The sequence below is a fragment of the Deefgea sp. CFH1-16 genome (assembly GCF_016881365.1).
GTDB lineage: Bacteria > Pseudomonadota > Gammaproteobacteria > Burkholderiales > Chitinibacteraceae > Deefgea.
This window is the reverse complement of record NZ_WLYT01000001.1, coordinates 1,437,620-1,459,284: the sequence shown is the minus strand read 5'-3', so window position 1 is coordinate 1,459,284 and position 21,665 is coordinate 1,437,620. Positions and strand designations below refer to the sequence as shown.

General features: G+C 48.1%; 28 protein-coding genes and 1 tRNA gene. 14 read left to right on the top strand and 15 right to left on the bottom strand.

Translation table 11 applies throughout. The features are described from left to right. Positions 1-42: 42 nt before the first annotated feature. On the bottom strand, positions 43-741 hold the full coding sequence (locus GKO28_RS08075; protein WP_182075919.1) for an HAD family hydrolase: 699 nt from the start codon (positions 739-741) through the stop codon (positions 43-45). Positions 742-933: 192 nt separating this feature from the next. Between GKO28_RS08075 and GKO28_RS08070 the strand changes: the two genes are divergently transcribed. The 3 genes from GKO28_RS08070 (at position 934) to GKO28_RS08060 (ending at position 3,783) form a co-directional block, all read left to right on the top strand. Then, entirely contained in the window at positions 934-1,482 is a 549-nt protein-coding gene (locus GKO28_RS08070; RefSeq protein WP_173532684.1) for a YaeQ family protein, read from the top strand. A 150-nt stretch (positions 1,483-1,632) separates the two neighbouring features. After that, a complete protein-coding gene (locus GKO28_RS08065; RefSeq protein WP_182075918.1) occupies positions 1,633-2,994 on the top strand; it encodes an EAL and HDOD domain-containing protein in 1,362 nt (453 codons plus the stop codon). Positions 2,995-3,093: 99 nt separating this feature from the next. Beyond that, positions 3,094-3,783: a MarC family protein gene (locus GKO28_RS08060; protein WP_182075917.1), complete on the top strand. Its 690-nt coding sequence runs from the start codon at positions 3,094-3,096 to the stop codon at positions 3,781-3,783. A 41-nt stretch (positions 3,784-3,824) separates the two neighbouring features. Here GKO28_RS08060 and GKO28_RS08055 read toward each other — a convergent pair whose 3' ends face one another. Next, entirely contained in the window at positions 3,825-4,067 is a 243-nt protein-coding gene (locus tag GKO28_RS08055) for a hypothetical protein (RefSeq protein ID WP_307839090.1), read from the bottom strand. Then, a complete protein-coding gene (locus GKO28_RS08050) occupies positions 4,060-4,443 on the bottom strand; it encodes a chemotaxis protein CheD (RefSeq protein ID WP_182075916.1) in 384 nt (127 codons plus the stop codon). The genes GKO28_RS08055 and GKO28_RS08050 overlap by 8 nt, the downstream gene beginning before the upstream one ends. 706 nt (positions 4,444-5,149) lie before the next feature. Between GKO28_RS08050 and GKO28_RS08045 the strand changes: the two genes are divergently transcribed. Together GKO28_RS08045 and proB are read left to right on the top strand one after the other, a co-directional pair. Beyond that, positions 5,150-5,377: a hypothetical protein gene (locus tag GKO28_RS08045; RefSeq protein WP_182075915.1), complete on the top strand. Its 228-nt coding sequence runs from the start codon at positions 5,150-5,152 to the stop codon at positions 5,375-5,377. Between the two features lie 35 nt (positions 5,378-5,412). Next, a complete protein-coding gene (gene proB / locus GKO28_RS08040) occupies positions 5,413-6,534 on the top strand; it encodes a glutamate 5-kinase (protein ID WP_182075914.1) in 1,122 nt (373 codons plus the stop codon). Positions 6,535-6,670: 136 nt separating this feature from the next. On the opposite strand, the gene GKO28_RS08035 is transcribed toward proB, so the two are convergent. The 5 genes from GKO28_RS08035 to GKO28_RS21295 all read right to left on the bottom strand — a co-directional run bounded on the left by GKO28_RS08035 (position 6,671) and on the right by GKO28_RS21295 (position 9,420). Next, positions 6,671-7,369, bottom strand: coding sequence for a YbaY family lipoprotein (locus GKO28_RS08035; protein WP_182075913.1), 699 nt, complete (start codon positions 7,367-7,369; stop codon positions 6,671-6,673). Further along, on the bottom strand, positions 7,366-7,704 hold the full coding sequence (locus GKO28_RS08030; RefSeq protein WP_182075912.1) for an MliC family protein: 339 nt from the start codon (positions 7,702-7,704) through the stop codon (positions 7,366-7,368). Before GKO28_RS08030 ends, GKO28_RS08035 begins: the two co-directional genes overlap by 4 nt. 99 nt (positions 7,705-7,803) lie before the next feature. Next, complete coding sequence (locus GKO28_RS08025; protein WP_182075911.1) at positions 7,804-8,778, bottom strand: hypothetical protein; 975 nt, start codon at positions 8,776-8,778, stop codon at positions 7,804-7,806. 62 nt (positions 8,779-8,840) lie between these two features. Beyond that, positions 8,841-8,969 (bottom strand): hypothetical protein, encoded by a 129-nt coding sequence (locus tag GKO28_RS21300; protein WP_282099255.1) that lies wholly within the window; start codon positions 8,967-8,969, stop codon positions 8,841-8,843. Positions 8,970-8,976: 7 nt separating this feature from the next. Further along, positions 8,977-9,420 (bottom strand): hypothetical protein, encoded by a 444-nt coding sequence (locus GKO28_RS21295; protein ID WP_203564028.1) that lies wholly within the window; start codon positions 9,418-9,420, stop codon positions 8,977-8,979. Between the two features lie 113 nt (positions 9,421-9,533). Here GKO28_RS21295 and GKO28_RS08015 point away from each other — a divergent pair, with 113 nt between their 5' ends. Genes GKO28_RS08015 through GKO28_RS08000 form a run of 4 tightly spaced genes read left to right on the top strand, consistent with a single transcriptional unit; the run spans position 9,534 to position 12,991 of the window. Continuing rightward, positions 9,534-10,526: a methyl-accepting chemotaxis protein gene (locus GKO28_RS08015; RefSeq protein WP_203564027.1), complete on the top strand. Its 993-nt coding sequence runs from the start codon at positions 9,534-9,536 to the stop codon at positions 10,524-10,526. Further along, entirely contained in the window at positions 10,492-11,208 is a 717-nt protein-coding gene (locus GKO28_RS08010) for a methyl-accepting chemotaxis protein (protein ID WP_182075909.1), read from the top strand. The genes GKO28_RS08015 and GKO28_RS08010 overlap by 35 nt, the downstream gene beginning before the upstream one ends. 27 nt (positions 11,209-11,235) lie before the next feature. Beyond that, positions 11,236-11,607, top strand: coding sequence for a hypothetical protein (locus GKO28_RS08005; RefSeq protein WP_182075908.1), 372 nt, complete (start codon positions 11,236-11,238; stop codon positions 11,605-11,607). Then, entirely contained in the window at positions 11,552-12,991 is a 1,440-nt protein-coding gene (locus tag GKO28_RS08000) for an isomerizing glutamine--fructose-6-phosphate transaminase (RefSeq protein WP_182075907.1), read from the top strand. The genes GKO28_RS08005 and GKO28_RS08000 overlap by 56 nt, the downstream gene beginning before the upstream one ends. Positions 12,992-13,031: 40 nt before the next feature. On the opposite strand, the gene GKO28_RS07995 is transcribed toward GKO28_RS08000, so the two are convergent. After that, entirely contained in the window at positions 13,032-13,400 is a 369-nt protein-coding gene (locus GKO28_RS07995) for a DMT family transporter (RefSeq protein WP_247646428.1), read from the bottom strand. Next, positions 13,348-13,932 carry a DMT family transporter gene (locus GKO28_RS07990; RefSeq protein ID WP_203564025.1) on the bottom strand — a complete coding sequence of 195 codons (585 nt, stop codon included), beginning with the start codon at positions 13,930-13,932 and terminating at the stop codon, positions 13,348-13,350. Before GKO28_RS07990 ends, GKO28_RS07995 begins: the two co-directional genes overlap by 53 nt. Positions 13,933-14,237: 305 nt before the next feature. On the opposite strand from GKO28_RS07990, the gene GKO28_RS07985 reads away from it, so the two are divergent. Then, positions 14,238-15,542 carry a benzoate/H(+) symporter BenE family transporter gene (locus GKO28_RS07985; RefSeq protein ID WP_182075906.1) on the top strand — a complete coding sequence of 435 codons (1,305 nt, stop codon included), beginning with the start codon at positions 14,238-14,240 and terminating at the stop codon, positions 15,540-15,542. Here GKO28_RS07985 and nudC read toward each other — a convergent pair. Continuing rightward, positions 15,484-15,930 carry an NAD(+) diphosphatase gene (gene nudC / locus GKO28_RS07980; RefSeq protein ID WP_247646427.1) on the bottom strand — a complete coding sequence of 149 codons (447 nt, stop codon included), beginning with the start codon at positions 15,928-15,930 and terminating at the stop codon, positions 15,484-15,486. The two genes, GKO28_RS07985 and nudC, sit on opposite strands and share 59 nt — an antisense overlap. Next, positions 15,920-16,132 (bottom strand): hypothetical protein, encoded by a 213-nt coding sequence (locus tag GKO28_RS19550; protein WP_182075904.1) that lies wholly within the window; start codon positions 16,130-16,132, stop codon positions 15,920-15,922. Before GKO28_RS19550 ends, nudC begins: the two co-directional genes overlap by 11 nt. 414 nt (positions 16,133-16,546) lie before the next feature. Between GKO28_RS19550 and GKO28_RS07975 the strand changes: the two genes are divergently transcribed. Continuing rightward, positions 16,547-16,894 carry a BON domain-containing protein gene (locus GKO28_RS07975; protein WP_210768893.1) on the top strand — a complete coding sequence of 116 codons (348 nt, stop codon included), beginning with the start codon at positions 16,547-16,549 and terminating at the stop codon, positions 16,892-16,894. A gap of 118 nt (positions 16,895-17,012) precedes the next feature. Here GKO28_RS07975 and GKO28_RS07970 read toward each other — a convergent pair whose 3' ends face one another. Together GKO28_RS07970 and GKO28_RS07965 are read right to left on the bottom strand one after the other, a co-directional pair. Beyond that, the gene (locus GKO28_RS07970; protein WP_182075903.1) at positions 17,013-17,276 is read right to left on the bottom strand and encodes a hypothetical protein; all 264 of its coding nucleotides are present in this window, start codon (positions 17,274-17,276) and stop codon (positions 17,013-17,015) included. Further along, a complete protein-coding gene (locus tag GKO28_RS07965; RefSeq protein WP_182075902.1) occupies positions 17,251-17,508 on the bottom strand; it encodes a low molecular weight phosphatase family protein in 258 nt (85 codons plus the stop codon). Before GKO28_RS07965 ends, GKO28_RS07970 begins: the two co-directional genes overlap by 26 nt. A 215-nt stretch (positions 17,509-17,723) precedes the next feature. Here GKO28_RS07965 and GKO28_RS07960 point away from each other — a divergent pair. The 3 genes from GKO28_RS07960 to GKO28_RS07950 all read left to right on the top strand — a co-directional run bounded on the left by GKO28_RS07960 (position 17,724) and on the right by GKO28_RS07950 (position 20,446). Next, a tRNA-Tyr gene (locus tag GKO28_RS07960) sits at positions 17,724-17,809 on the top strand. 100 nt (positions 17,810-17,909) lie between these two features. Then, on the top strand, positions 17,910-18,602 hold the full coding sequence (locus tag GKO28_RS07955; RefSeq protein WP_182075901.1) for a pseudouridine synthase: 693 nt from the start codon (positions 17,910-17,912) through the stop codon (positions 18,600-18,602). Between the two features lie 131 nt (positions 18,603-18,733). After that, complete coding sequence (locus GKO28_RS07950) at positions 18,734-20,446, top strand: GGDEF domain-containing protein (RefSeq protein WP_182075900.1); 1,713 nt, start codon at positions 18,734-18,736, stop codon at positions 20,444-20,446. Positions 20,447-20,548: 102 nt separating this feature from the next. Here the strand turns inward: GKO28_RS07950 and GKO28_RS07945 are convergent, their stop codons facing one another. Then, positions 20,549-21,649, bottom strand: coding sequence for a GGDEF domain-containing protein (locus GKO28_RS07945; protein WP_182075899.1), 1,101 nt, complete (start codon positions 21,647-21,649; stop codon positions 20,549-20,551). Positions 21,650-21,665: the final 16 nt, after the last annotated feature.

The window sequence follows — 21,665 nt, the reverse complement described above, 5'->3', positions numbered from 1 at the left end:
TTGTTTTGTATTGATTATATGGATATACCTCGTAATATATCCTTAATTTAAATGCGAATCCGGCAAATCAAATGCATGCCGGATTCGTGTGCCAAGCTCTTCTGGCGTGCGTGAAATAATCACTTCGGGCACCGCGTATTTGAGCGTCAACCGCTGTAGGTCTTCAAAGCCATACGACACCATAAAGGGATTCACGCCGGCCGCTTGCATGGCCAGATAGTCTTTATGCTCGTCACCACAAGCAAAAGCGCGAGCGGGGTTGATGCCCAGTTGGTTCAGCGCGGTGCTGAAATACACGTTTTTCGGCGTTTTTAACGCTATGCAGCTAAAAAAATCCAATTGTTGAATATCTAAATCATGCCGAGCAAATAGGCGAGCCAGCGTAATGGCGGGTTCGTGTGTGACGTTGCGCGTCACCAGACCTACTTTAATACCGGGCGTGGCGAGCAATTGCCGCAGCAAAGGCGCAATGCTGGGGTAGAGCATCGCTTGTTCGCGGTAAATATCGGTCAGTGTGGCAATGAGTTCTTTGCGATTGGAATTGCCGAGGCTTTTGGCTAGATTGCGCGGAAATTCTTTCAGACCGCCCAGATATTTGAATAAATTGCGCCTTTTTTGAAAGCGTTCCAAATCGCCAATTTGCATGCCATGCAAGCTAAAAGCGGTTTCTATGGCGCTAAATGCATCGATAATGGTGCCATCGGCGTCTAATAAGATAAGTCGATCGTGGCTGGCATACATAGGCGTTCCAATGCTGGAAATAATCGCTAAGGTAGCTGCCAATTATTGAAATAAGATGAATTGCCGATTTTATGCCCATAAAGAGACAAATCACGCCGCAGCTGTGCTTTTGATTTGGCATTGACGTTTTGTTGCTCACGCCGATTTGGGCAGATTCCGTTACACTGTTGGCCTTCATAAGGACGACAATCAATGGCAATTAAATCAACGGTATTCAAGGCCGAGCTAAATATCACGGATATGGACCGTGGTTATTATCAAAGTCATGCCCTCACTATTGCGCGCCATCCTTCGGAAACGGACGAGCGCATGATGTTGCGTTTGGTGGCTTTTGCGCGGCATGCGAGTGAATCGTTGGAATTAACTCGCGGCTTATCGGCCGATGATGAGCCTGATGTTTGGCAAAAAGACTTAACTGGCGCAATTGAAACTTGGATTGAGTTGGGTTTGCCCGATGAAAAACGCATCAAAAAAGGCTGCGGCCGCGCCAATGAAGTATGGATTTATGCCTACGGTGGGCGAGTGGTGGATATTTGGTGGGATGGCATTAAAAATGCATTAACGCGCTTTGATCATTTAAATGTGGTGAGCATTCCGAGTGATACCTTGGCCGAGTTAACCCAAATGACGGCGCGAACCATGCAGTTGCAGTGCACCATTCAAGATGGCCAATTGTGGATGTCGGACGCCAACCACAATGTGCTGGTTGAAGTCACTACACTACAATCTGCGGCAGTATAGGTTTGTAGGCGTTTTATTTTATTTTGTAGCGAGATATACCCACTATTCATCCATGATTAGTGGGATTGACTCAAAGTGCAGTGCGCTGGCTTTATTCTATGGTGCATTGCGGTTTCAATTTCTATAATCAATGGCCACCTTGAGGTTGCCATGCTGCCACTCTTTTTTCATCATCTGTTTCAAAGCCCCAAAACGGAATCGGATTTGGCGGCGTTTGAACGTCTCAATGCTTTATCTCCTCGTATCAGCACGATAGAGGAGTCCGTGCCGCATCTGGAAGAAAAAACCATTATTTGTCGTGAAAGTATCGTTAATCGACAAGAGCGGGTGGTGGGGCATGAATTTATGCTGAAAAAAAACATCACCGAGCGCGTGCATACGGGGCACGCCATGCGGCGTTTATACGATCAAGCCTTGCTCAGCCAACTACTGAATCTGCCATTACTGCAATTATTAGGCCATCGTTTTGCTGTGGTGCATTTTGAAGCGTCGCATATTCTAGAGACTCAATTTGCCAATTTACACGGCCAGCATTGCGTGTTTGTGCTGCGATTTGGCGATGAGCCGGTGACTGATGCCATCTGCCAACATGTAATCGCTTGGCGAAAAATGGGGTTTATGTTTGGGATTTTGGCGCATGAATGCATGAATCTAAATATGGATGCATTGACGGCGGATATTGACCTGTTAGTGCTGGATTTGAATGAAGCTTGGGTGTTTTCGCCAGACATTGTCGCCAAAGTGATGGCGCACACGCACTGGCCTTTATTGGCTTGCCATATTGACTCGTATGAAGCTTTTGATTGCGTTTGGGAATCGACGTTGTATGCCGAGCGTGTGATGTTTTTTTTCAAAGGTCCTTTTATCAGCGCTCGCGATGCTTGGGGGGTGAATCCCATCGCCGCTATGCGAGGGCAAGTTCAATGTTTGCTGGATCTGATTGAGCAAGAAGCCAATACCTTGGTGTTGCTTGAGGCACTAAAAGCGGATCCAGTCTTGTTGTATAAGCTACTGCGAATGGCCAAATCGCAAATATCAGATGAAATTGGCAGCGCTGAGCAGGCATTATTGCTCATTGGGCGTGGTGCATTGCATCGCTGGTTATTGTTTATGCTGCATAGTCAAAGCGATGCGGTGGGCTGTGATTTGCTGTCTCGACAAGCCGCGTTACGCCGTGGCCGCTTTATGCAAAATCTGGCTGAGCATCAGCTAGACAACACGCAATGCCAGCAAATCTTTTTAACTGGCGTGCTATCGCAAATGGAAGAAGTCTTGCAGCAACCGTTGATTGAATTATTAAAAGCGCTGAATACGCCAAACTCAATCAATGCCGCGCTATTAAATCGCTCTGGGCCGTATTTTGCGTATTTACAGTTGGCTTCTGCCGCCGAGTCTCAGCAATTTCATACGGTGAGCTTGCTGTGTAAGGCACTCGATTTATCCCCGCATACGGTAAAAAATTGCCAGCATGAAGCCAGCGTTTGGGCGGAACAAATTCAGGCCAGAAACTGATACAGATCAGTGATCGGCGGATGCCCAAGATGCTCACTATCCTTTCAGAGTGCGAAGCACTAAGATAAAGCATCTTTTAAGCAAGTAGCCTAATTCATTATGTTGCCATATTTATCTTCATTTTTTGGTAGTTTATTGCTGGTTTTTGCCGCATTAATGCCCATTTTAAATCCGCCCGGTCACGCGCCGATTTTCTTGGTATTGACTGAGGGCTACACCAAAGACGAACGTATTATTCTGGCTAAGCGAGTAGGCGTTTATAGCTTTATTTTGCTGGTGTTTAGTATGTTTATCGGCATTTATGTGCTGGAATTTTTTGGGGTTTCTTTACCCATTGTGCGGGTTGGCGGCGGCTTATTGGTCGCTACTGCCGGCTGGCAATTAATGTCTGCCGATACGCATGCGCCCAATGCCGTTTCCACACTGGATGGCAATCGACCGAGCTCTGAAGAATTACGCCAAAGAGCATTTTTCCCGCTGACCTTTCCAATTACCGTTGGACCGGGCTCAATTACCGTCGCCATCACGCTGGGGGCGAGCTTTAAATCGTCGGGGATTGAAACCTTTACCATGCCGATTGCCAGCGTGATTGCCGTGGCGATTACGTCGTTTTCGGTGTATTGGTGTTATCGCTATGCCGATAAATTATTGAAATGGGTGGGGGCAACTGGGTCGGTGATCTTTCTACGACTCTCGGCGTTTATTTTGTTTTGTCTTGGGATTCAGATTTTTTGGACCGGCGCGACCGATTTAATGGGCGCTTTTGTGCAATTACACTGGCCACGATAATTGACGTAAAAATCGATGCCAACAGCACTGCCAGCCAATGATTACCAGTAATCAATTTTGCGTTGATTGAGTGATTGAATCAGCTTGGTTTTATAATTTTCTTCTTCTTGGATTAATTGCTGTTTTTGTATTTGTTGTGGTTGAATTTGCCGGCACAGTACTTCGCCAGAAGTCGGGTTTAAAACGATTTTACGCGCGCAATTGCCGCCCAAATCGCTAGCCAATAATGGAATTCCTTCGGCTCCCAGCCATTGGTGAGTAAACTCAATATTGGTCTCACCAATGGTTTTTTTCCCCGCACTGGGGACTAAATTCCCTCCCCCAAAGGGCCTTTGCTTGCAAACGGTTTTTTTTTGCGCCGTGTTTTAGCAAGGCATTCACTAATAGCTCCATGGACGCCATACCTGAATGTAATGAATCCACTTCTTGCCCTGCGCGTGCGCCAAAATTGGGCAGCATAAAATGATTCATGCCGCCGATTTTCAGTTGCGGATCAAATAAACACACTGAAATACATGAGCCTAATAAAGTCATGATGGGCTTATGACGTTCTACTGCAATATCGCCAGAATGGATATGCAGCGCATGCCGCTCCAGTTGTTTCATTTCATTGGTTACTGGCGGCGACATCGCTTGTTGCTGCGTTAGTAGCGTTTTCAAAATAGAGCACTACTGAAGTCTGTTGCTTGTTGCGCTGTCATTGGCTATTTCCTATTGCATTCGTGAGTTGAGCTCAATATCAATCTCTCTGAACGTCATCCATTCAAACAAATTTATATCCAATATTGGCGGGCTCAATTCATCTCCGCCTCGCTATCTAATCAGCATAGATCAAATTTCATCACGATTAATCCCAATGTAATTGGCATAAAAATACGCTGGCTATGTATCTCCACCAAGGCATTGCTGCATCAAGTGCTACAAGAAAATACCCTGTGGATAAATATTTTTTAGTGAAATTATCGTGGATTTACTGGGGATAACTAGGTGAATCATCCGTGAGATTGCTGGGCATGATTTGGGTGTAAGCGATTATTTGCAGCAGAGGCTTAAATTCATCACCAAAAACAGCACCCTCATTTTTCGTGTATATACCGAATTCATCATTTGGCTAAGCATTTGTAAGTTATACACAATAAGCACTTATCCACAGCTCAATTAAGCCTTTATTTATTACTACTAATTTAAAATAAAAACCAATAAGACCAAGCTTTTTTCAAGAAAAAATCTGTGGATAAGTCGCTAAAATCCTGCTGACTACACCCAAGACAGTGTCTAAAAAAGCTAGGCTTTACCGGTAAATTGCGCCAAAATTGAACCCCAGCTGAAATGCGATCAAAAGCGTAATGGCGATAAGGAGCTGAACGTGGAAGTGAATATTTTTAAAAGCCTGAGCAACCCGAGTAAGTGCCTCGTTTTGCCTGTAGATATCGATGTCGATCAAAGCCAATTACCGATTGATGACAAAGACTATGAAAAGGTCTATTTCCTACGTACCCGCACATTGAGTATTGGCAACGACAATGTCAGTTTTGATCCGGCAACCGCATTAGCGGCATTGCAGCACCAAGGGTTTTATTTATTTCAGCTGTAATTCAGCGTAAATACGCTGCGCAAGGATAGTTATTTATGCAAACGTCAATTTTGGCTAAAGCTCAGCGAATTGTGATTAAAGTGGGCTCTAGCCTAGTGACCAATGAAGGCAAAGGTTTAGATCACGCAGCACTCGCACGCTGGGCTGAAGAAATTGCTCAACTGACTCGACTAGGCAAACAAGTCGTTTTGGTTTCTTCAGGCGCGATTGCCGAAGGCATTGCTCGACTGGGTTGGACGCAAAAACCCAGCGCAGTGCATGAAAAACAAGCGGCTGCCGCAGTTGGCCAACTGGGTTTATGCCATGCCTACGAAAGTGCATTTCGCCAACACGGCTTAATGTGCGCGCAAGTACTACTTACGCATGAAGACTTATCGGATCGCACGCGTTATCTGAATGCTCGCTCAACGTTGCTGACCTTATTGCAATTGGGGGTGATTCCCATCATTAATGAAAACGACAGCGTAGTGACTGCTGAAATTAAATTTGGCGATAACGATACGCTGGGCGCTTTGGTGACCAACCTCATCGAAGGCGATGCCTTGGTGATTTTGACCGACCAAACTGGGCTCTATACTGCCGACCCACGTAGCAACCCCACTGCCACCTTGGTGCAGACGGGTGTGGCAGGTGATGCTAGCTTGGAAGTTATGGCCGGTGGCGCAGGTTCTAGCGTTGGGACGGGGGGTATGTATACCAAAATCATCGCCGCCAAGCGTGCGGCCCGTAGCGGGGCAGCAACCATTATTGCTTGTGGTCGTGAAGAACAGGTACTCACGCGTTTAGCCAGTGGCGAAATGATCGGCACGCAATTGAGCTCAGTGACTTGTGCCTTGGCGGCTAAAAAACAATGGATTGCCGACCATTTACAACTAAAAGGCAGTGTGACACTCGATGCGGGTGCTGTGCGGGCTTTAACGCAGTCGGGCTCTAGCTTGTTGCCGATTGGGGTGCTGGCGGTTGAAGGCGAATTTTTGCGTGGTGAAGTGGTGCGCTGTTTAAATCCTGATGGCCTTGAAGTCGCCCGTGGCTTAATCAATTACAGCTCGCAAGAAACGCAGCGGATTTTACGTCAGCCAACAGGGCAGATTGAAGCTGTTTTGGGCTATATCGACGAAGCTGAGCTGATTCATCGCGATAATTTAGTGTTGTGCTAGATCCTTATTGCTCACTGGCAGATTGAGCATCAAACCAGCCTTCAGTCTTCGATAATAAAAAATGCCGCTCTATGGTGATAGAGCGGCATGGGTATGCGAAGTTAGGCTTTGTTGTATGTGGTCTAGGTAGCTATACCTAGATGGCTTTGAGCATAATACTGGTTTCACGTGGCGCGCCCTGCGTGAGCACTGGCGTTTGGGTATCGCTAATTTTGATCAACTTACCCTCTTGCTCTAAACGCGCACTGACGTTGTAACGATGCTTAGGATTAATCGCTTCTGGAGCAAATTTCAGCGTTACCGTTGGCGGCGTACCTTGCGTTAAAGTGATGACTTTTTTCGCAATCAATTCAGATGCCACATCCATTTTGGACACATCGCGCAATTCAACAGTGAGCACGGCGCCGGGATACAGCCGACGATCCAGCCACATTACTTTCGCGGTAACGCTTTCAATCGCTTTATTTTTCACAATCCCATACATGGAAAATGCCTGTTTCACTTCAGCTGGCGTCATTTGCAAAGCGATAAATTCTTTGCCATTTTTGCTGGCTGGATTAAATGGATTATTACTTGGCAATTGCGCTAAATAAACCCGCTGACCGTCATCGCCAAGTACAAAACCAGGTGGTGGGTTTTTTTCGAGTTGAGTCCATGCTGATTTTGGAAAAACCAGAATGTCTAGCAAAGGATAATGCGCTGCATCATTGCCGCCGCGAAAACGATATTCAAACTGCTGTAATGCCGTTTCACCATAAAATGGAATTTCACTGCCTGATTTCACATCCACTTGTACATTGTTTGCCGTCCAACGTTCTGGCGGAATAAAAATCAAGCCAGACGCCGCGTCGCGCGAATCGGGTTGAGTGGTTCATCAGCAGATAGCAATGTGCAATTATTGGCCACAATTACATCATCGACTTCTAAAAAGCCGCCTTGGCCTTTTAACCACACCGTAGTGCTACCGTCACTGTATTTGGCACCAGACGCCGAGATCACTTGCGGTAGTTTTTGGAAGGTCCAGCCACTGAGTAATTCAAGCGAGTCAGGCGAGGTCAATCTGAGTGTAAACGATTGGCCTTCATCACATTGATAGCGCTGTAATGGCGCATCGCTGGCGGCCATGGTGAGTGAGCTGGCAAAAAGTAGAGGAAAAATAAAGGCTTTCATGGCTTGCTCATGTCATATCTTGAGCTGATATTGTGGTCATAAAACTGACGAACAATAAAGGTGAAAATTCCCTTTGTTCGTCAGTTTGTATTCAAGATCTCAAAAGATGACTTGCTCAGGAAATCCATGTTTCTCACTCGGCGCTTGCATTAACTGGCGCGGAACCGCCATTAAAATAATTAATTTTTCAATCGGATGCTCGCGTTGCAAAATGAGCTCGGGCAAGGTGATACGCTGATTATCGCTACTTTCACTATCGATAATGCCCATTCGATCAACGTTACAGTGGCGAACCTCGAGTCGCAAAATATCGGGTGTTGCCGCCAATTCAGTAATCAGCAGCTCGCATAAAGCATCGGGATTGAGCTGTTGATGAATGACTTGTAATTCAGCAGTGAGATTTTTGATGCGTGTTTGTTGCTCGATTTGTTCTGGGCTCGGCGTCATGCTGTTTGAATTTTGCATTCGCAGCATGGTGCGGGCATTGACCAGGGTGCTTTCGAGCTGCTTTTTTTTATTCTCAACATTGGCGATCGCCAGCTGGGCTTGAATTGCCACTGTATCTAAAATGCGCTCTGCGCCCAGTTGCATCAAGGCATCGGGTGATTGAGCGGGTTGGCCAAGCTGGTAATTAGAAAAGATCAGTAATTTTTGCGGTACGTCTTGGCGAATTTGCCCCGCGTGTTCACTCATGCCAAAGCGTACTTTTTCTTGAGCATCGGCAATTAAGCCTACATAGGCAACATCGACCAGTGGCCATGCGGCAAACCATGCTTGTAAGCCGGGGTCGCGTCCGATGACCTCGCTCATTCGGTCTGGCGTTGCAAATAGCAGCTGCAAAGTGCGATCTTTGCGCCATGATTCGTTATTGAGCTCAATCGGCGCAGGCAATTGAGCCGCTAAGGCATTGGCGTGAGTTTGTGCCCAGCGCATATAAGGGGCTAATCGGGTTAGATAATTGCGTGCCAAACGAATGTGCGGATGGGCAATATCGACTAAACGTTCGATGGTTGCTTCATCATCAGCACTGAGTTTGGGTTTGGCGGTAAACCAAGATCGTATCGTGCTCCACATGGTACTGACTCTGTTCTGTTAAGAATGAATGAGTACAAATATACGCCGAAGACGCCCCGAAGTTATGGATTTAGCGCATATAAAGTGCTTTCATCCGGTGGTGTTAATTCACGAATCACGCGCGCGGGATTGCCGCCAACCAAGACGCAAGGCGGTACATCGCGAGTGACGATACTGCCAGCACCAATCACGCTATGGTCACCAATGGTTACGCCGCCACAAAATAATAGCGCCAGCTCCAATCCAGACGTTATTTCCGATGGTAATGCCTTTGGCACAATAAGCCCATTTTTGGCGTTCAGTCGGGTCAACTGGATGCGTTCCGGTTTGAATTTGCACATTGGGCGCGATGATGGTGTGGTGGCCAATCGTAATCGGTGCGCCCGGAGCCGCGGCGATTTGTGCGTTGTAATTAATAAACACTTTTCGTGAGAGTTTAATTAAGTGGCCGCGGGCAATCGCTAAGGGCGGTGAAATAATCACTTCATCCGCTTGAGCAAACAGCGCTTTGAGAAGTTCAGGTCGCTCATGCTGGGCTTCTGGTGGTAAATGATTAAAGCGCTGGAGTAATTCACCTTCTCTTTGCCAGTGGGTTTCAGTGCCTAAGTCGCTAAAAGGGAAACAAACAAGATCATGATTCATACATCACCTAGTGACAATCAGTCGTTGATAATATGCGTGAACAAAGCTTACGGTATATTATAAGGAAAATGACGGTGTGAATAATGCCAATAATTAGAAAGTAAAGGGTGGCTATGCATAATTGGGGCGTAAAAACACGGCTTCTGGCTGGTTTTGGGGTAGTTTTATTGTTGCTGGCGATTGTAGCGATTGTGGCTTTATTGAGTCTGACACAGCTCCGAGGTAAGGTTAGCGAGCTGGTGGATGAGCGTTATCCTACGGTGGTGAAGTCCAATCAATTGATATCCATTGCTTATCAAACCGATTTAACGCTGCGTAATGCCGCGTTAGCCGAAACAACAAGTGATACCGATGCAATTTTGACGCAATTAGAGTCAGAAGGCAGTGCTGAAGAAAATCAAATCAGCGCGCTCAAAGCCATGATCGGTGGCGATACTCAGGCCCAAGCCTTACTCGCTGACGTGGTAGCAAGCAATGCCGCAATGGATTTGCAAAAAACCAAATTGGCGACCTTATTAAGACTCGATCGCACCACGGGCGGGCATTTTATTACCACTGAATATGCCAAAGTCAGTAATGCTTATCGGGATGCTTTGCTTAAATTGGCCGCCTATCAAAGCCGCGTAATGGATGAAGATAAAACCACGGTACAAAATAGCGTCAGCACTGCGGTCAATAGCATTTTATTGGTGAGCGTATTGGCGATTTTGTTGGGCTTAGTATTGGCTTGGTTGATTGGTTCGAAAGTGATTGCCGCTTTGGAATCTGCCAGCCGTGTTGCCAGCAAAATTGCCAGCGGCGATTTAAGTCATGATTGGCGCGGAACGCACTTTGCGAGTGATGAGTTGGGCCAATTACAACGCGCTTTGCAAACGATGCAAGAAAAACTGGTGCAAATTATTCGCCAGATTCAAAGCAATGCAATAGACGTCACACACGCCGCGCGGACCTTATCGGCGGCGTCACAGCAAATTACTTCAGGCTCTGATTTGCAATCGTCGTCAGCCAGCTCAATGGCAGCGGCGGTTGAAGAGATGAGCACCAGCATGGATCAAGTGGCCGACAATACCCATGATGTTGAGCAAAAAAGCGCGCGGGGCCGGTGAATTAGCCAACGAAGGCAGCAAAGATGTGTCGGCGGCGGCGCTTGAAATGCAGGCTATTTCTGGCGAAGTACTGGGCGCATCCGAGCAAATTACTGAATTGGGTCGGAATATCAATGAAATCGGTAGCATTGTGGTGGTGATTAAAGATGTTGCCGATCAAACCAATTTATTGGCCCTGAATGCCGCGATTGAAGCCGCCCGTGCTGGGGATATGGGGCGTGGCTTTGCCGTGGTGGCCGATGAAGTACGTAAGCTGGCTGAGCGTACAGCGCAATCGGCCAGCCAAATCACCAAAATGGTGAGTAATATTCAAAGCAGTGCGCAAGATGCGGTCACTCGCATGAGTAGCGGCAGCCAGCGTGTTGGTGATGGTTTGCAATTAACCACCCAAGCCAGCGAGAGTATTGGCCGTATTAATCAGCGCAGTGGTGAGGTGGTGCATTCGGTGCACGAAATCAGTGAACAAATGCAAGAACAACGCTCAGCCGCGCGTGATATTGCCGTGAATGTGGAACGGATTGCGGCGATGGCTGAAGAGAACTCGGTGGCAGTACGCAATATGGGCGAGTCGATTGGGCAACTTGAATCCATGGCTGATCAACTTACTGCAACGGTGCAACGCTTTAAAAATGGCTTAAGTAAATGTAATTTTGATTTAAAGCCTAACCCAATGCAGTGCTGATGTTTGCTCTTCTAAATAAGGTGAAATATGTCTGAATTGATTGCCTATATTGCGCCACAAAATGTGTTGCCTGCATTGTCCGATTGCATTTTGATTTTAAATAGCAGCAATACGCATTTGAATTTGGTGCTAGAAGCGCAAGCGAGCAGCACACAAAAACGTTGGGTCTTGCCACAGCCAGTGCAGCGCTTATCGCTCGGTAGTGAAACGTGCCATTGGTTGCTTGCGAGTTTGCACCATGAGCCGCAGCCATTAACGCCGACCAATCGGGCCGGTTTACAGATTCGGGCGATAGGCCATTGCCTGAATCATCAAGATTTAGCGCACAGCCTTAATCTGGGCGATGCGTGTAGTTTTAAACGAGTTGATTGCGGCGATTTTGCAACGGCAAATCGATGATGGCGCGAATTTGACCGAGGCGATGCTGATCGCCAATGCCCAACTAAAAGGCCAGATTAGTTATCTGTGCCATCAACAAAGCCAAGCGCAGTTTATTTTGGCCAGTTGTTTAGGTTTGCCTTTGTTTGTCGGGCTTGAATCGGGGTTGCGGCAAATTTGTTGCAGTAGTTTACGGCTGATACGCCAACGCGCCAATCAGGTGTATGCGATGAAAGACGGCGATATTGTTCGTTTTGGGCTAGATACCCCGTTGTTGATTTTAGGGGATGGTCTTGAGCAAGTGTTAGAGATGCCGGCCGTGACGAAGAACCAAAGTGTGCCGCACTTTATGTTGGAAGAGATCGAAGCGCAGCCAGAAACGCTGGCGGTATTGGTACAAAAATACAATGCCGGCTATACCTTGCCCTTGGCATTACGCGGCAAATTATCCGGTATTCGCAGCGTGACCTTATTAGCCTGTGGTTCGAGCTATCACGCCGCCTTGGTGGCGCGATATTGGTTTGAATCGCTGGCCGGGGTTGCGGTGCAAGTCGGTTTAAGTAGTGAATATTGTGATCGCGATGTGCATGTGGACGACCATGATTTGATGATTGCGATTTCACAATCGGGCGAAACCACCGATACCATTGCGGCGTTAAAACATGCGCAAGCATTGGGTCGGCCCCGCACGGTGGCCTTGACCAATTCTCCTGGCAGCACCCTCACCACTTTGGTGGATCATCATTTGCTCACACACAGCGGTGCCGAGCAATCGGTGAGCGCAACCAAATCACTGACCGCCCAAATCTTGCTGCTGTTTATGCTGGCCAATGCGCTGGGTCAGGCGCGTGGGCATTTAACTGCGGCCCAAGTCGCAAGCCATGAGCAAGAAATGTTGCTCTTGCCCAATGTAGTGGCGCAAACTTTGCTGCTTAATAAAGAAATTCGCCGCTGGGCGAATGCTTTGCATCGGAAAAATAATTTATTTGTGATCGGTCGCTACACGCATTACCCCGTGGCGATGGAAGGCGCGTTTAAGCTTCGAGAAGTTGCATACCAGCATGCTGAGGCATTCCCCGCTGGCGAGTTAAAGCACGGCCCGATTACTTTGGTGAATGATGACCTGCCGGTGATTGTTTGCTTGCCGTGGAATCAGCAAGCGCAAAAAATGCTTGATGATTTAAAAGCCATACGCGCCAATCATGGCGAGATTTTTATTTTGTCTAACGGCAATATTGCGTCAGTTGAAGGCACCACGGTGATCCGGATGCCGAGTGGTTTAACGCACTTGAGCCCGATTATTTATATCGTTGCGCTACAAATGCTGGCGTATTACTGCGCTGTGCTGAGTGGTAATGCCATCGACACGCCACGCAATTTGGCTAAAGTGACAATGGACTTTTAATGACACGATCCCCAAACGGCTTGACCGTCTGGGGATGGATTTATTTTTTGCTGACCATCCAAACACCGCTGAGCACAATGGCCGCACCGAGCCATTGCACGGCGCTGAGGCGCTCATTCAAAATCCCCATACTCATTACAATTGACAGCACCGGACCAAAGCTACCAATTACGGCAGTGCGCCCTGCGCCGATGCGTTTCATGGCATTGGTCATGGCATACACCGGCAAGACGGTAGAGAAAATTGCAATGGTCAGCGCATAAGCCCAAACCGGCCACGGCTGAACCACGCTGCTCAGTGGATGACTGATTAGCCAGTGCACTAAAATCCCTAAGCCCGACACCGTGAGCGCCAATTCAGTAAAGCGCATTGAACCCACCCGCTCGATCACCGCTGGGCTCCACGCCATATACAGCGAAAAAGCCAAAGTACTGGCCACCACAAAACCAATGCCAACCCAATCGGCGTGGGCATTCATGAGTTCCGGCGCTAATACCAACACCATTGCCTAGATAAGTTAACGGTAGTGCGCGTTTGATTTTCGGGGGAATCGGCTTGCCACTAAACCAAGACACCAGCAACACGGTAAATGTGGGATACAGGCATAAAATTAGGCGTTCCAGACTGGCGCTGACGGTTTCAAGGCCAATGAAATCGAGCACGCTGGATAAATAATACCCCAGCAAACCTAGGCCAAACAGTTTGGCCTTATCTAAAGGCGCGATGGGCGCTTCTGGCGCATCGCTACTGGCATGCAGTCGCCACAATCTCACCATCCACAGCAAAGCAATCGCAAACATCAGGCGCAGCATCACCAGCGTGACGGCATCGACGCCATAAGGATAAACCAGCTTAATAAACACGCCTTTCATGGCAAAGCCGGTGGCGGCAAAAACGGCTAAGAAAACCCCGATGCGGATTGATTGGGCTGAATTGGGCATGGCTTCTTCCTTGAAGAGCGGAAATCTCGGCTTAGGATCGCTACCGCCGATGAAATCGCTTGCGTTTGTTACATCGTGCCGACGTTGATGGTCGTGGTGCGAGTGAGCGCGCAGTGACTAGCAAATGCTTGCGTTGGCGCGATACGAGATGGTTTTTGTTGCGTTGCATCAAGCCTTATGATGCAATCTTCATGATTGCCGCGTCAACCCTAGTGGGTGTAACCAAATGTTTGCTGAGTCTGCCTTGCGCCTTGCCGCATGAAGACTCAGCCAGCACAATAAGCGCTTCAATCAAGGGGTGGCTCATGTCAGTGTGGCGAGATAGTTCAGTTTCTGCAGTCGTGGCGGGCTTGGTGACAGTCTTGGTCGGCTTTACTAGCTCGGCAGTCATTGTGTTTCAAGCGGCGCAGGCTTTGGGCGCTAGCCCCGCAGAAATCGCCTCATGGATGTGGGCTTTGGGCTTGGCAATGGGGCTGAGCTGTATCGGTTTATCGCTGCGTTATCGTGTACCGGTGGTGACGGCATGGTCAACGCCGGGGGCGGCGTTACTGGTGACCAGCGCGGCGGGCGTTAGCATGCCTGAAGCGATTGGGGCGTTTATGGTGTCCGGCGTGCTCATCTTGCTGATGGGCATCACCGGTTGGTTTGAGCGCACGATGCAGCGGATTCCATTGGGCATTGCTTCGGCGATGTTGGCGGGGGTGTTATTGCGTTTTGGCTTGGGGGCATTTAGTGCTTTGCAAACCGAGTTGGTTTTGGCCAGCAGCATGTTGCTAACGTATTTGCTATTGCGTCGATTTTGGCCTCGTTATGCCATTGTTGGGGTATTGCTCTGTGGGATATTAGTGGCTGCGTGGCGCGGGCTATTACATCTAGAGGGTATTGAGCTAACTTTGGCGACGCCGATTTGGACCACGCCAGAGTTGAGTTGGAGCAGCATGGCCAGTGTGGCATTGCCCTTATTTATGGTGACGATGGCCTCGCAAAATGTGCCCGGCGTGACAGTATTGCGCGCCAATGGCTATACACCACCGATTTCTCCGCTGATTAGCAGTACGGGTTTGCTGACCGTGTTACTCGCGCCATTTGGTGCTTTTGCGATTAATTTAGCGGCGATTACTGCGGCCATTTGCATGGGGAAAGACGCGCATGAAGATGCGAGCAAACGCTATATTGCGGCGATGGCCGCTGGGGTGTTTTATCTGCTGATTGGCATATTTGGCGCAACAGTGGTCGCGGTATTTGCTGCTTTTCCCAAAGAGCTGGTGCTGGTGGTGGCTGGCTTGGCATTGATGAATATCATCGGCAGCGGTTTGGCACTGGCGATGCGCGATGAAAAACAGCGCGAAGCAGCGATCATTACTTTTTTAGTCACTGCTTCGGGCCTGAGCTTATTGGGTATTGGCTCGGCCTTTTGGGGCTTGGTCGCCGGCGTGATCGCGGCGCTGGTGCTGCATAAAAAAATAAGCAGTAATCCCTTCTGGGTTGTTGAGGTCTACATCTTTGGCGTTAACTTCCCGCTCAACCATGGCGGCTTGGCGGGCGTTGGATTTATGGATTGGCAGCGAGCCCCGCTTGCAATAGTCGATAAGCAATGCTGCTGGCGCTAGGCAGCAGTGGTAAATCATCAGGGCTAAACCAGCGCGCGTCTTCGATTTCATCGGCTTGGCAAACAATCTCACCAGAAACGTAATCGGCAAAAAAAGCCAGCATCAAAGAATGCGGAAACGCCCAGCTTTGGCTGGCAAACCAGCGCAAATTGGTGATTTCAACGCCGACTTCTTCGCGCACTTCACGATGCGCGCATTGCTCTAGGCTTTCGCCGGGCTCAACAAATCCAGCGACTGCGCTATACATGCCGCTGCGAAAGTGCGGTGAGCGCGCCAACAAGACCTCGCGGCCACGTTGAATCAGCACCATCACGGCTGGCGATAAGCGCGGCCAAACCCGATGCTGACAAGCGCTGCATTCGCAGGCGATTTCATGTTCAAGTACCAAGGTTGGCGCACCACACAGACCGCAAAAGCGATGCGTGCGATAAAAAAGTCGCAATCTGGCTGGCGCGACACGCTAGCGCCCACAGTGTTTCGCCGAGTAAATCAAAGCTGGCGCGTAAATCCATCGTGCTTAGCGCTGCGGGTAATGGCGTGGCGGCATCCCATAAGGCCAGTTGTATTTTTTGTTTGTTCCAGCTGGCCAATACACAGCAAGGTATGTGGCGGAGTCAGCGCAGCGAGCTCGCTGGCTGAAGCTAAAGTTTGCGAACAAAAAATTAAGGTATTGCCATGCAACGCAATAACAATAGCGCTTGGATCAAGATACCTATCTTGTTGATGGACTGCTGTGAATGCCGTGGGCAACATAGAGGGTACAACCTTGTTGTGCAAAAACCGCTGAGAAATAAAAAACCACTATGCGCTGAATTAAACCATTGGCGCAGCGGCACAGCAAGGCAGATCCATGCGGTCGTTGTTGCTGATTTGCATTTGTCATAAGACTTAAACATTTCTGTAATGTAATGCTTTTAGAATCAGCGATATAAAGCGCTCAGCACGAAGCCCATCGCCTCTAAGCAGCGCTGTTTTTAATTAATTTAAACGGATGAGTGAAAATCATGAAAAAAGTATGCCTGCTTGTTACGCTGCTAGGTGCTGCATTGTTGTCGACCGCGTGTAGCTCAACCGCTGAAAAAGTAGCTGCGCCTGCGGCACCAGTCGTGAAGCCAGCAGCAGATGCCGTTGCGATTGCCAATCATGTCAAAAAAGCCCTCGATGCTGATCCAGCCTTGAAGCCATTTGATTTGCAAGTGAAAGGCGCCAACGATAAAAAAGACCCAACTAAAGTCGATGTAACGATTGTGGGTGTGGTTGAAATCGGTGAGCAAATGGCGCAAGCCGGTATGATTGCTGAGAAAGTGAAAGGCGTTCAATTTGTATTTAATAATATTGAGCCAAAAAACTAAGTTCTGACTCAATGATTGCTGGCCAGTTGGCTGTTGTTTAGTCAGTGTGACAACGCCAACGGGTAAAACCATTATCAAAGCCTCGGATTTCCAGCATGGAAAACGAGGCTTTGGCGATTTAGCGCGCTGGTGTGCTTTGGCCAATTTGCTGCATATGATGTTGCAACGCCAGATGCGCTAGCTTGTCCATTGGCAGTGCGGCCAATAAATCAATTCGATGTTTGATGAATAAAAACACATCATGAAACGCTTTGCGGCGATCTATTTCTTGGTAGCGCAAACTAGGGTCTTCTACATTCCAGTGCGCGATCAGCGGTCCACCGGGCCAACTTGGACAGACTTCGTTGGTGGCGCAGTCATCTAGCGTAAAAATAAAATCCATTTCTGGCGCGTCTGCGAGCAAAAAAAGTATTCCAGCTTTTGGGCTGGCTTGGCGGCGTGAGGCCAAAGTGCTGCAAGGTCGCGATGGTCAAAGGATGCAGCTCGGCCTGCGCATTGCTGCCTGCGCTATAAGCGACAAATCGATCGGCAGCATAGTGGTTCATGATCGCTTCGGCGATAGGACTGCGAATCGCATTGTCGGTGCAGATAAATAAAACGGAATATGGTTTCAAACGCTAAGCTCCTATGCACGAGGGTCGTGAGCCTGGTCGTTGCGCTGTTTTTACAGCTGAAAAAGGCGACGATGGCCGATCATTGATTATTACGCTGCAAGATGACAAACAATGTAGCGGAGTTGCTTTGTTTTATTTTTGCAACATTGAGTTGAAAATAAATCGACGAGGGGCTTGACGCTATCGAGGGCCAAAGGCATAATTGCCGTCCTCGTGGAGGGGTTACCCCAGCGGTCAACGGGTCCGGACTGTAAATCCGGCGGCTCAGCCTTCGAAGGTTCGAATCCTTCTCCCTCCACCAGTTTCCCCCTTTCTGTTTTATCTCTCGCTTTACCTCACCCTCTGTTTCAAAGTTGCCACTTGCCCTTACAATGGTATATCCATTCGTATGAGTTCTAATCATGAAAAAACTATCGCTCGATAAAATTTTGCAAAGCCAAGGTTTTGGTTCGCGTAAAGGCTGCCGTGATTTAATCGAAGAAGGTGAAGTTTCGATTGATGGCGTCGTCATCCAAAAGTGGAAAACCGAATACCAGCCTGAAGGCTTGGTGTTTCAGGTGTTTGACGAAACGTGGGAATATCGCGAAAAAGTCTATTTAGTGCTGAATAAACCCAGTGGTTACGAATGTTCACGCAAACCCACGCATCATCCAGCGGTATTAACGCTGTTTCCGCAAAACATGGAATGGCGTGATGTGCAGCCAGTTGGGCGTTTAGATCACGATACCACGGGTTTATTGCTGCTATCGGATGATGGGGCATTTATTCATGCGCAAAGCTCGCCTAAACGTCATCAGCCGAAAACCTATATTGCCACTACCGCTGAGCCAGTGACCGATGAATTGGTGGCGCAGTTGTTGTCTGGCGTGCAATTGATTGATGAGCCAGCACCGATTGCCGCCTTAGTGGCGAATAAAGTCAGCGATAATGAAATTGAAATCGTGCTCGAGCAAGGTAAATACCATCAAGTGAAACGCATGTTGGCGGCGGCTGGCAATCATTGCAGTGCTTTGCGCCGAGTGAAAATTGGTGGTTTGCAGTTGGCTGATTTAGATTTGGCCGAGGGCGAATGGCGCTTTTTTAAATGCCGATGAATTGGCTTTATTGCAAAGCTAATCGTTGATGCCGAGTTTTAACTCGGCATTTTAGTAAAAACGGATTTATCCGCATTACGCGTATTGCTAACTATACTAGACATATTTGAGTCAGCTATGGTTTGGGTGTGATGCAGCGAATGTTGGTTTCTTGGCTATTGGCTCTGGTCATTTTGCTACTGGCAGTGACTGGCTTGAGCTATGGTATCTTGCGTTATTTAGAAACGCAGCAAGTCGAGCTTGCTCTGCAGAGACTACAAGCGCAGTCGCGAATGCAATTGGCTCGACTGAATCAAATCCTTGAACATGATCAGCCTCCGTTGAGTTTTTCACCCGCGTCGATTGATGCGGTGTGGCCGCGTATCAACGGTGTATTGGCCACCAATCCGATTGCATTGCAGCAAATCGCTAAAGCCTTACAGGTCGGCAGCGCCTCAATTTATTATCCGCAAAGCGCCATGATGATTGGTGCTACAGCTGGCGAAAACGCCGATGAGAGCTGGAAAAAATCAGCGCTGCTCAATGAGCAATTACGCAAACAAATCGGTAGTGCTAGCGTGATTAAAAATCATTTGGCGATCTCGGCCAAGACCGGAAAGCTGACGGTTTATCATTTTTATGCCCCAGCGAAGCAGGCATTTTGGTTAATCACGACGGTGGAGTTGAAATCATTACTCCAGCGTCAGCATGATCATATGGCCGTATTTGATGCCTTATTTCAACAGCCAAATTCGATTTTATTGCCGAGTGAACTGGATATTTTGCTACAAGGGCCGCAGGGATATTATTCCATTTTTACTGAGCAGCGACCCGCAACTCAGCCTCCGCTATTGAGTCATCAAGCAGTGCAAGATCGACATGGCAGATATTATCTAGCTTTGCCAATTGGTCCACAGTTGTCGTATAGCAATTTGATTTTAGCGGTTAGTTTTGATGTTGCTGCATACCAAACTGCGAGACAAATATTGGGCTTTGGTTTGGCGCTAATTTCTATCTTGGCGCTGCTGGGGATTTATTTTTTGGTCAGGCACAATATTCAAAACTGGCAAGATAAAACCTTACAATTACTACGGCGTTATGAAAGCGCGGCGCATGTAGAGACGTGCCATGATCCGGCATTGCAACCGATAGAAGATTATTGTTTGGCCCGGCGGCAGACTAAGCAACATCAAAGTTTGCAACAGCAGTCAGAATTAAACACGGCAAAAGACGAGGGACAGCAAACGGCGCAACTATTAGCGGTGCAAACCAGCTTGCGTCAACAAAGCGAAGATACTTTGTCTGAGTTGCGTATTGCGTTTGAGATGGTTAATTCACGTTTGTTAGAAGTGAATCGTAGCTTAGTGCACGATGCAGAAACCGATGCACTAACTGGATGTGGTAATCGGCGGCAGTTTGAACAAATGGTTTCTGCCGAAATGTCGCGCGCGATTCGCTATGGGCAAAAGGTTTGCCTATTGATGCTCGATATTGATTTTTTTAAGCGGGTGAATGATCAATTTGGTCATCCGATGGGGGACTTGGTTTTAGTGCGTTTGGCTGAGCTGGTGAAAAGTCAAATTCGCCCCAGTGATAGTTTATTTCGTTGGGGGGGTGAAGAGTTTGTGTTGTTAGTTCCTGGTGTGACATTAGAACAAGCGGGTTTATTGGCGGAAAAACTGCGTCAATACATTGCCAGCGCGCATTTTCCGCATCGACATACCTTAACCATTAGTATTGGTTTGTCCGCTTTTCGGGGCTCTGATTCTTTGGATGAATGGATGCAGCGGGTGGATGCTGCGCTCTATCAGGCTAAAAGTAATGGCCGTAATCGTGTTGAGTCGGCAGCAGACAATAAAAAATAAGTAGCGACGCTGCAGCATAGTTTCTATAACAAATCGAAATAAAACTATGGGTATTGCTTTGTAGTTAATGCAATATAAATGCTGCAGTTAAATACTCTTGTATTAATCAATTTCGACTGGGGAGAGTGGCGTTTTGTTGCTGAGCTGCTTAGTGTTTTTGCGTTGTTCGATAGCGGCTTGCAGCGCCATTAGCAATTGATTGGCATGGTTGCCGTGAACACCGGCACGCACGACGTCAATGACACAGCCTAGATGAAAGCTGCTATCGCTATGCTCAATTTGTAAGCTGTTAATTGCAAGTTCGATTTCTAGCATGGTGTTACGCACCTGCTGAATCGGCATATTACTCAAGATCAAAATAAAATCATTACCGGTAAAGCGCCCAATACCGCAAGGGTAGGTCGTGGCGGCGATAGATTTTAAGCTACGGGCGACTTTTCTGAGCGCCATGTCGCCAGCGGCAAAACCATAGCGCTGATTAATTTCATGAAATTGCTTGATATTCACGCCAATAATCGCCAATGGCTGACGGTATTTTTGGGTGCGCCGCAGTTCGCGCACGGTGTATTCCTCAATCCCGCGCCGATTAAATAATCCGGTGAGCGCATCATAACGATTGAGCTTAATTAAGCGGGTATGTAGTCGATGTGACAGCGTGTTGTGATAACCATAGGGCAAGGCCAAATTGCTCATTAATAAGATGATCAATAGGGCATTTTGCAAAGAGTAGGCGGGCAGGCAGATTAAAAATACCATCATGCCGGCATAGCCTAACCAAATAAGAATTAATACCAGTCGAGGTAAGGGCCAATGTTCGTCGTTATCGGCATGGCGTGCTTCGTAAGCGATTCGCAGCAACAGCGGCAATAGGGTGAGGCATTGCAATATCCAAGCATGGTATTGATTAAGGCTCGTTAGCCATTGGGCGCTGAGTATGATCGCACTAATGGCTAAGCTCCATGCCCAGTGACCAAGCAAGGCGGGGCGGGCAAAAAATCGTCGAGTGCCTGCGAGCAAAACCAGCAAACCTGCGATTAAAATCGGCGCAACGAGCGTGTTATAGCGGCTACCCAAGGTAAACGCATAAACCAGTGTGGCCAATGCATGCAGCGTGCCGCCATAGGCCAATGTGGCCAATCCTCGCTCGGAGTGATGCGCACGCACCAGTAGCGCGTATTGCGCAATGGCGAAGATGCAGCTCAAGGTCGCTAAGATTAAA

Coding starts and splice junctions, on each gene's coding strand:
- GKO28_RS08075 (WP_182075919.1), bottom strand. CDS start 741: ATGTATGCCAGCCACGATCGACTTATCTTATTAGACGCCGATGGCACC.
- GKO28_RS08070 (WP_173532684.1), top strand. CDS start 934: ATGGCAATTAAATCAACGGTATTCAAGGCCGAGCTAAATATCACGGAT.
- GKO28_RS08065 (WP_182075918.1), top strand. CDS start 1,633: ATGCTGCCACTCTTTTTTCATCATCTGTTTCAAAGCCCCAAAACGGAA.
- GKO28_RS08060 (WP_182075917.1), top strand. CDS start 3,094: ATGTTGCCATATTTATCTTCATTTTTTGGTAGTTTATTGCTGGTTTTT.
- proB (WP_182075914.1), top strand. CDS start 5,413: ATGCAAACGTCAATTTTGGCTAAAGCTCAGCGAATTGTGATTAAAGTG.
- GKO28_RS08030 (WP_182075912.1), bottom strand. CDS start 7,704: ATGAAAGCCTTTATTTTTCCTCTACTTTTTGCCAGCTCACTCACCATG.
- GKO28_RS08025 (WP_182075911.1), bottom strand. CDS start 8,778: ATGTGGAGCACGATACGATCTTGGTTTACCGCCAAACCCAAACTCAGT.
- GKO28_RS21295 (WP_203564028.1), bottom strand. CDS start 9,420: ATGAATCATGATCTTGTTTGTTTCCCTTTTAGCGACTTAGGCACTGAA.
- GKO28_RS08015 (WP_203564027.1), top strand. CDS start 9,534: ATGCATAATTGGGGCGTAAAAACACGGCTTCTGGCTGGTTTTGGGGTA.
- GKO28_RS08010 (WP_182075909.1), top strand. CDS start 10,492: ATGATGTTGAGCAAAAAAGCGCGCGGGGCCGGTGAATTAGCCAACGAA.
- GKO28_RS08005 (WP_182075908.1), top strand. CDS start 11,236: ATGTCTGAATTGATTGCCTATATTGCGCCACAAAATGTGTTGCCTGCA.
- GKO28_RS08000 (WP_182075907.1), top strand. CDS start 11,552: ATGCGTGTAGTTTTAAACGAGTTGATTGCGGCGATTTTGCAACGGCAA.
- GKO28_RS07995 (WP_247646428.1), bottom strand. CDS start 13,400: ATGGCGTGGAGCCCAGCGGTGATCGAGCGGGTGGGTTCAATGCGCTTT.
- GKO28_RS07990 (WP_203564025.1), bottom strand. CDS start 13,932: ATGCCCAATTCAGCCCAATCAATCCGCATCGGGGTTTTCTTAGCCGTT.
- GKO28_RS07985 (WP_182075906.1), top strand. CDS start 14,238: ATGTCAGTGTGGCGAGATAGTTCAGTTTCTGCAGTCGTGGCGGGCTTG.
- GKO28_RS07975 (WP_210768893.1), top strand. CDS start 16,547: ATGAAAAAAGTATGCCTGCTTGTTACGCTGCTAGGTGCTGCATTGTTG.
- GKO28_RS07970 (WP_182075903.1), bottom strand. CDS start 17,276: ATGGATTTTATTTTTACGCTAGATGACTGCGCCACCAACGAAGTCTGT.
- GKO28_RS07955 (WP_182075901.1), top strand. CDS start 17,910: ATGAAAAAACTATCGCTCGATAAAATTTTGCAAAGCCAAGGTTTTGGT.
- GKO28_RS07950 (WP_182075900.1), top strand. CDS start 18,734: ATGCAGCGAATGTTGGTTTCTTGGCTATTGGCTCTGGTCATTTTGCTA.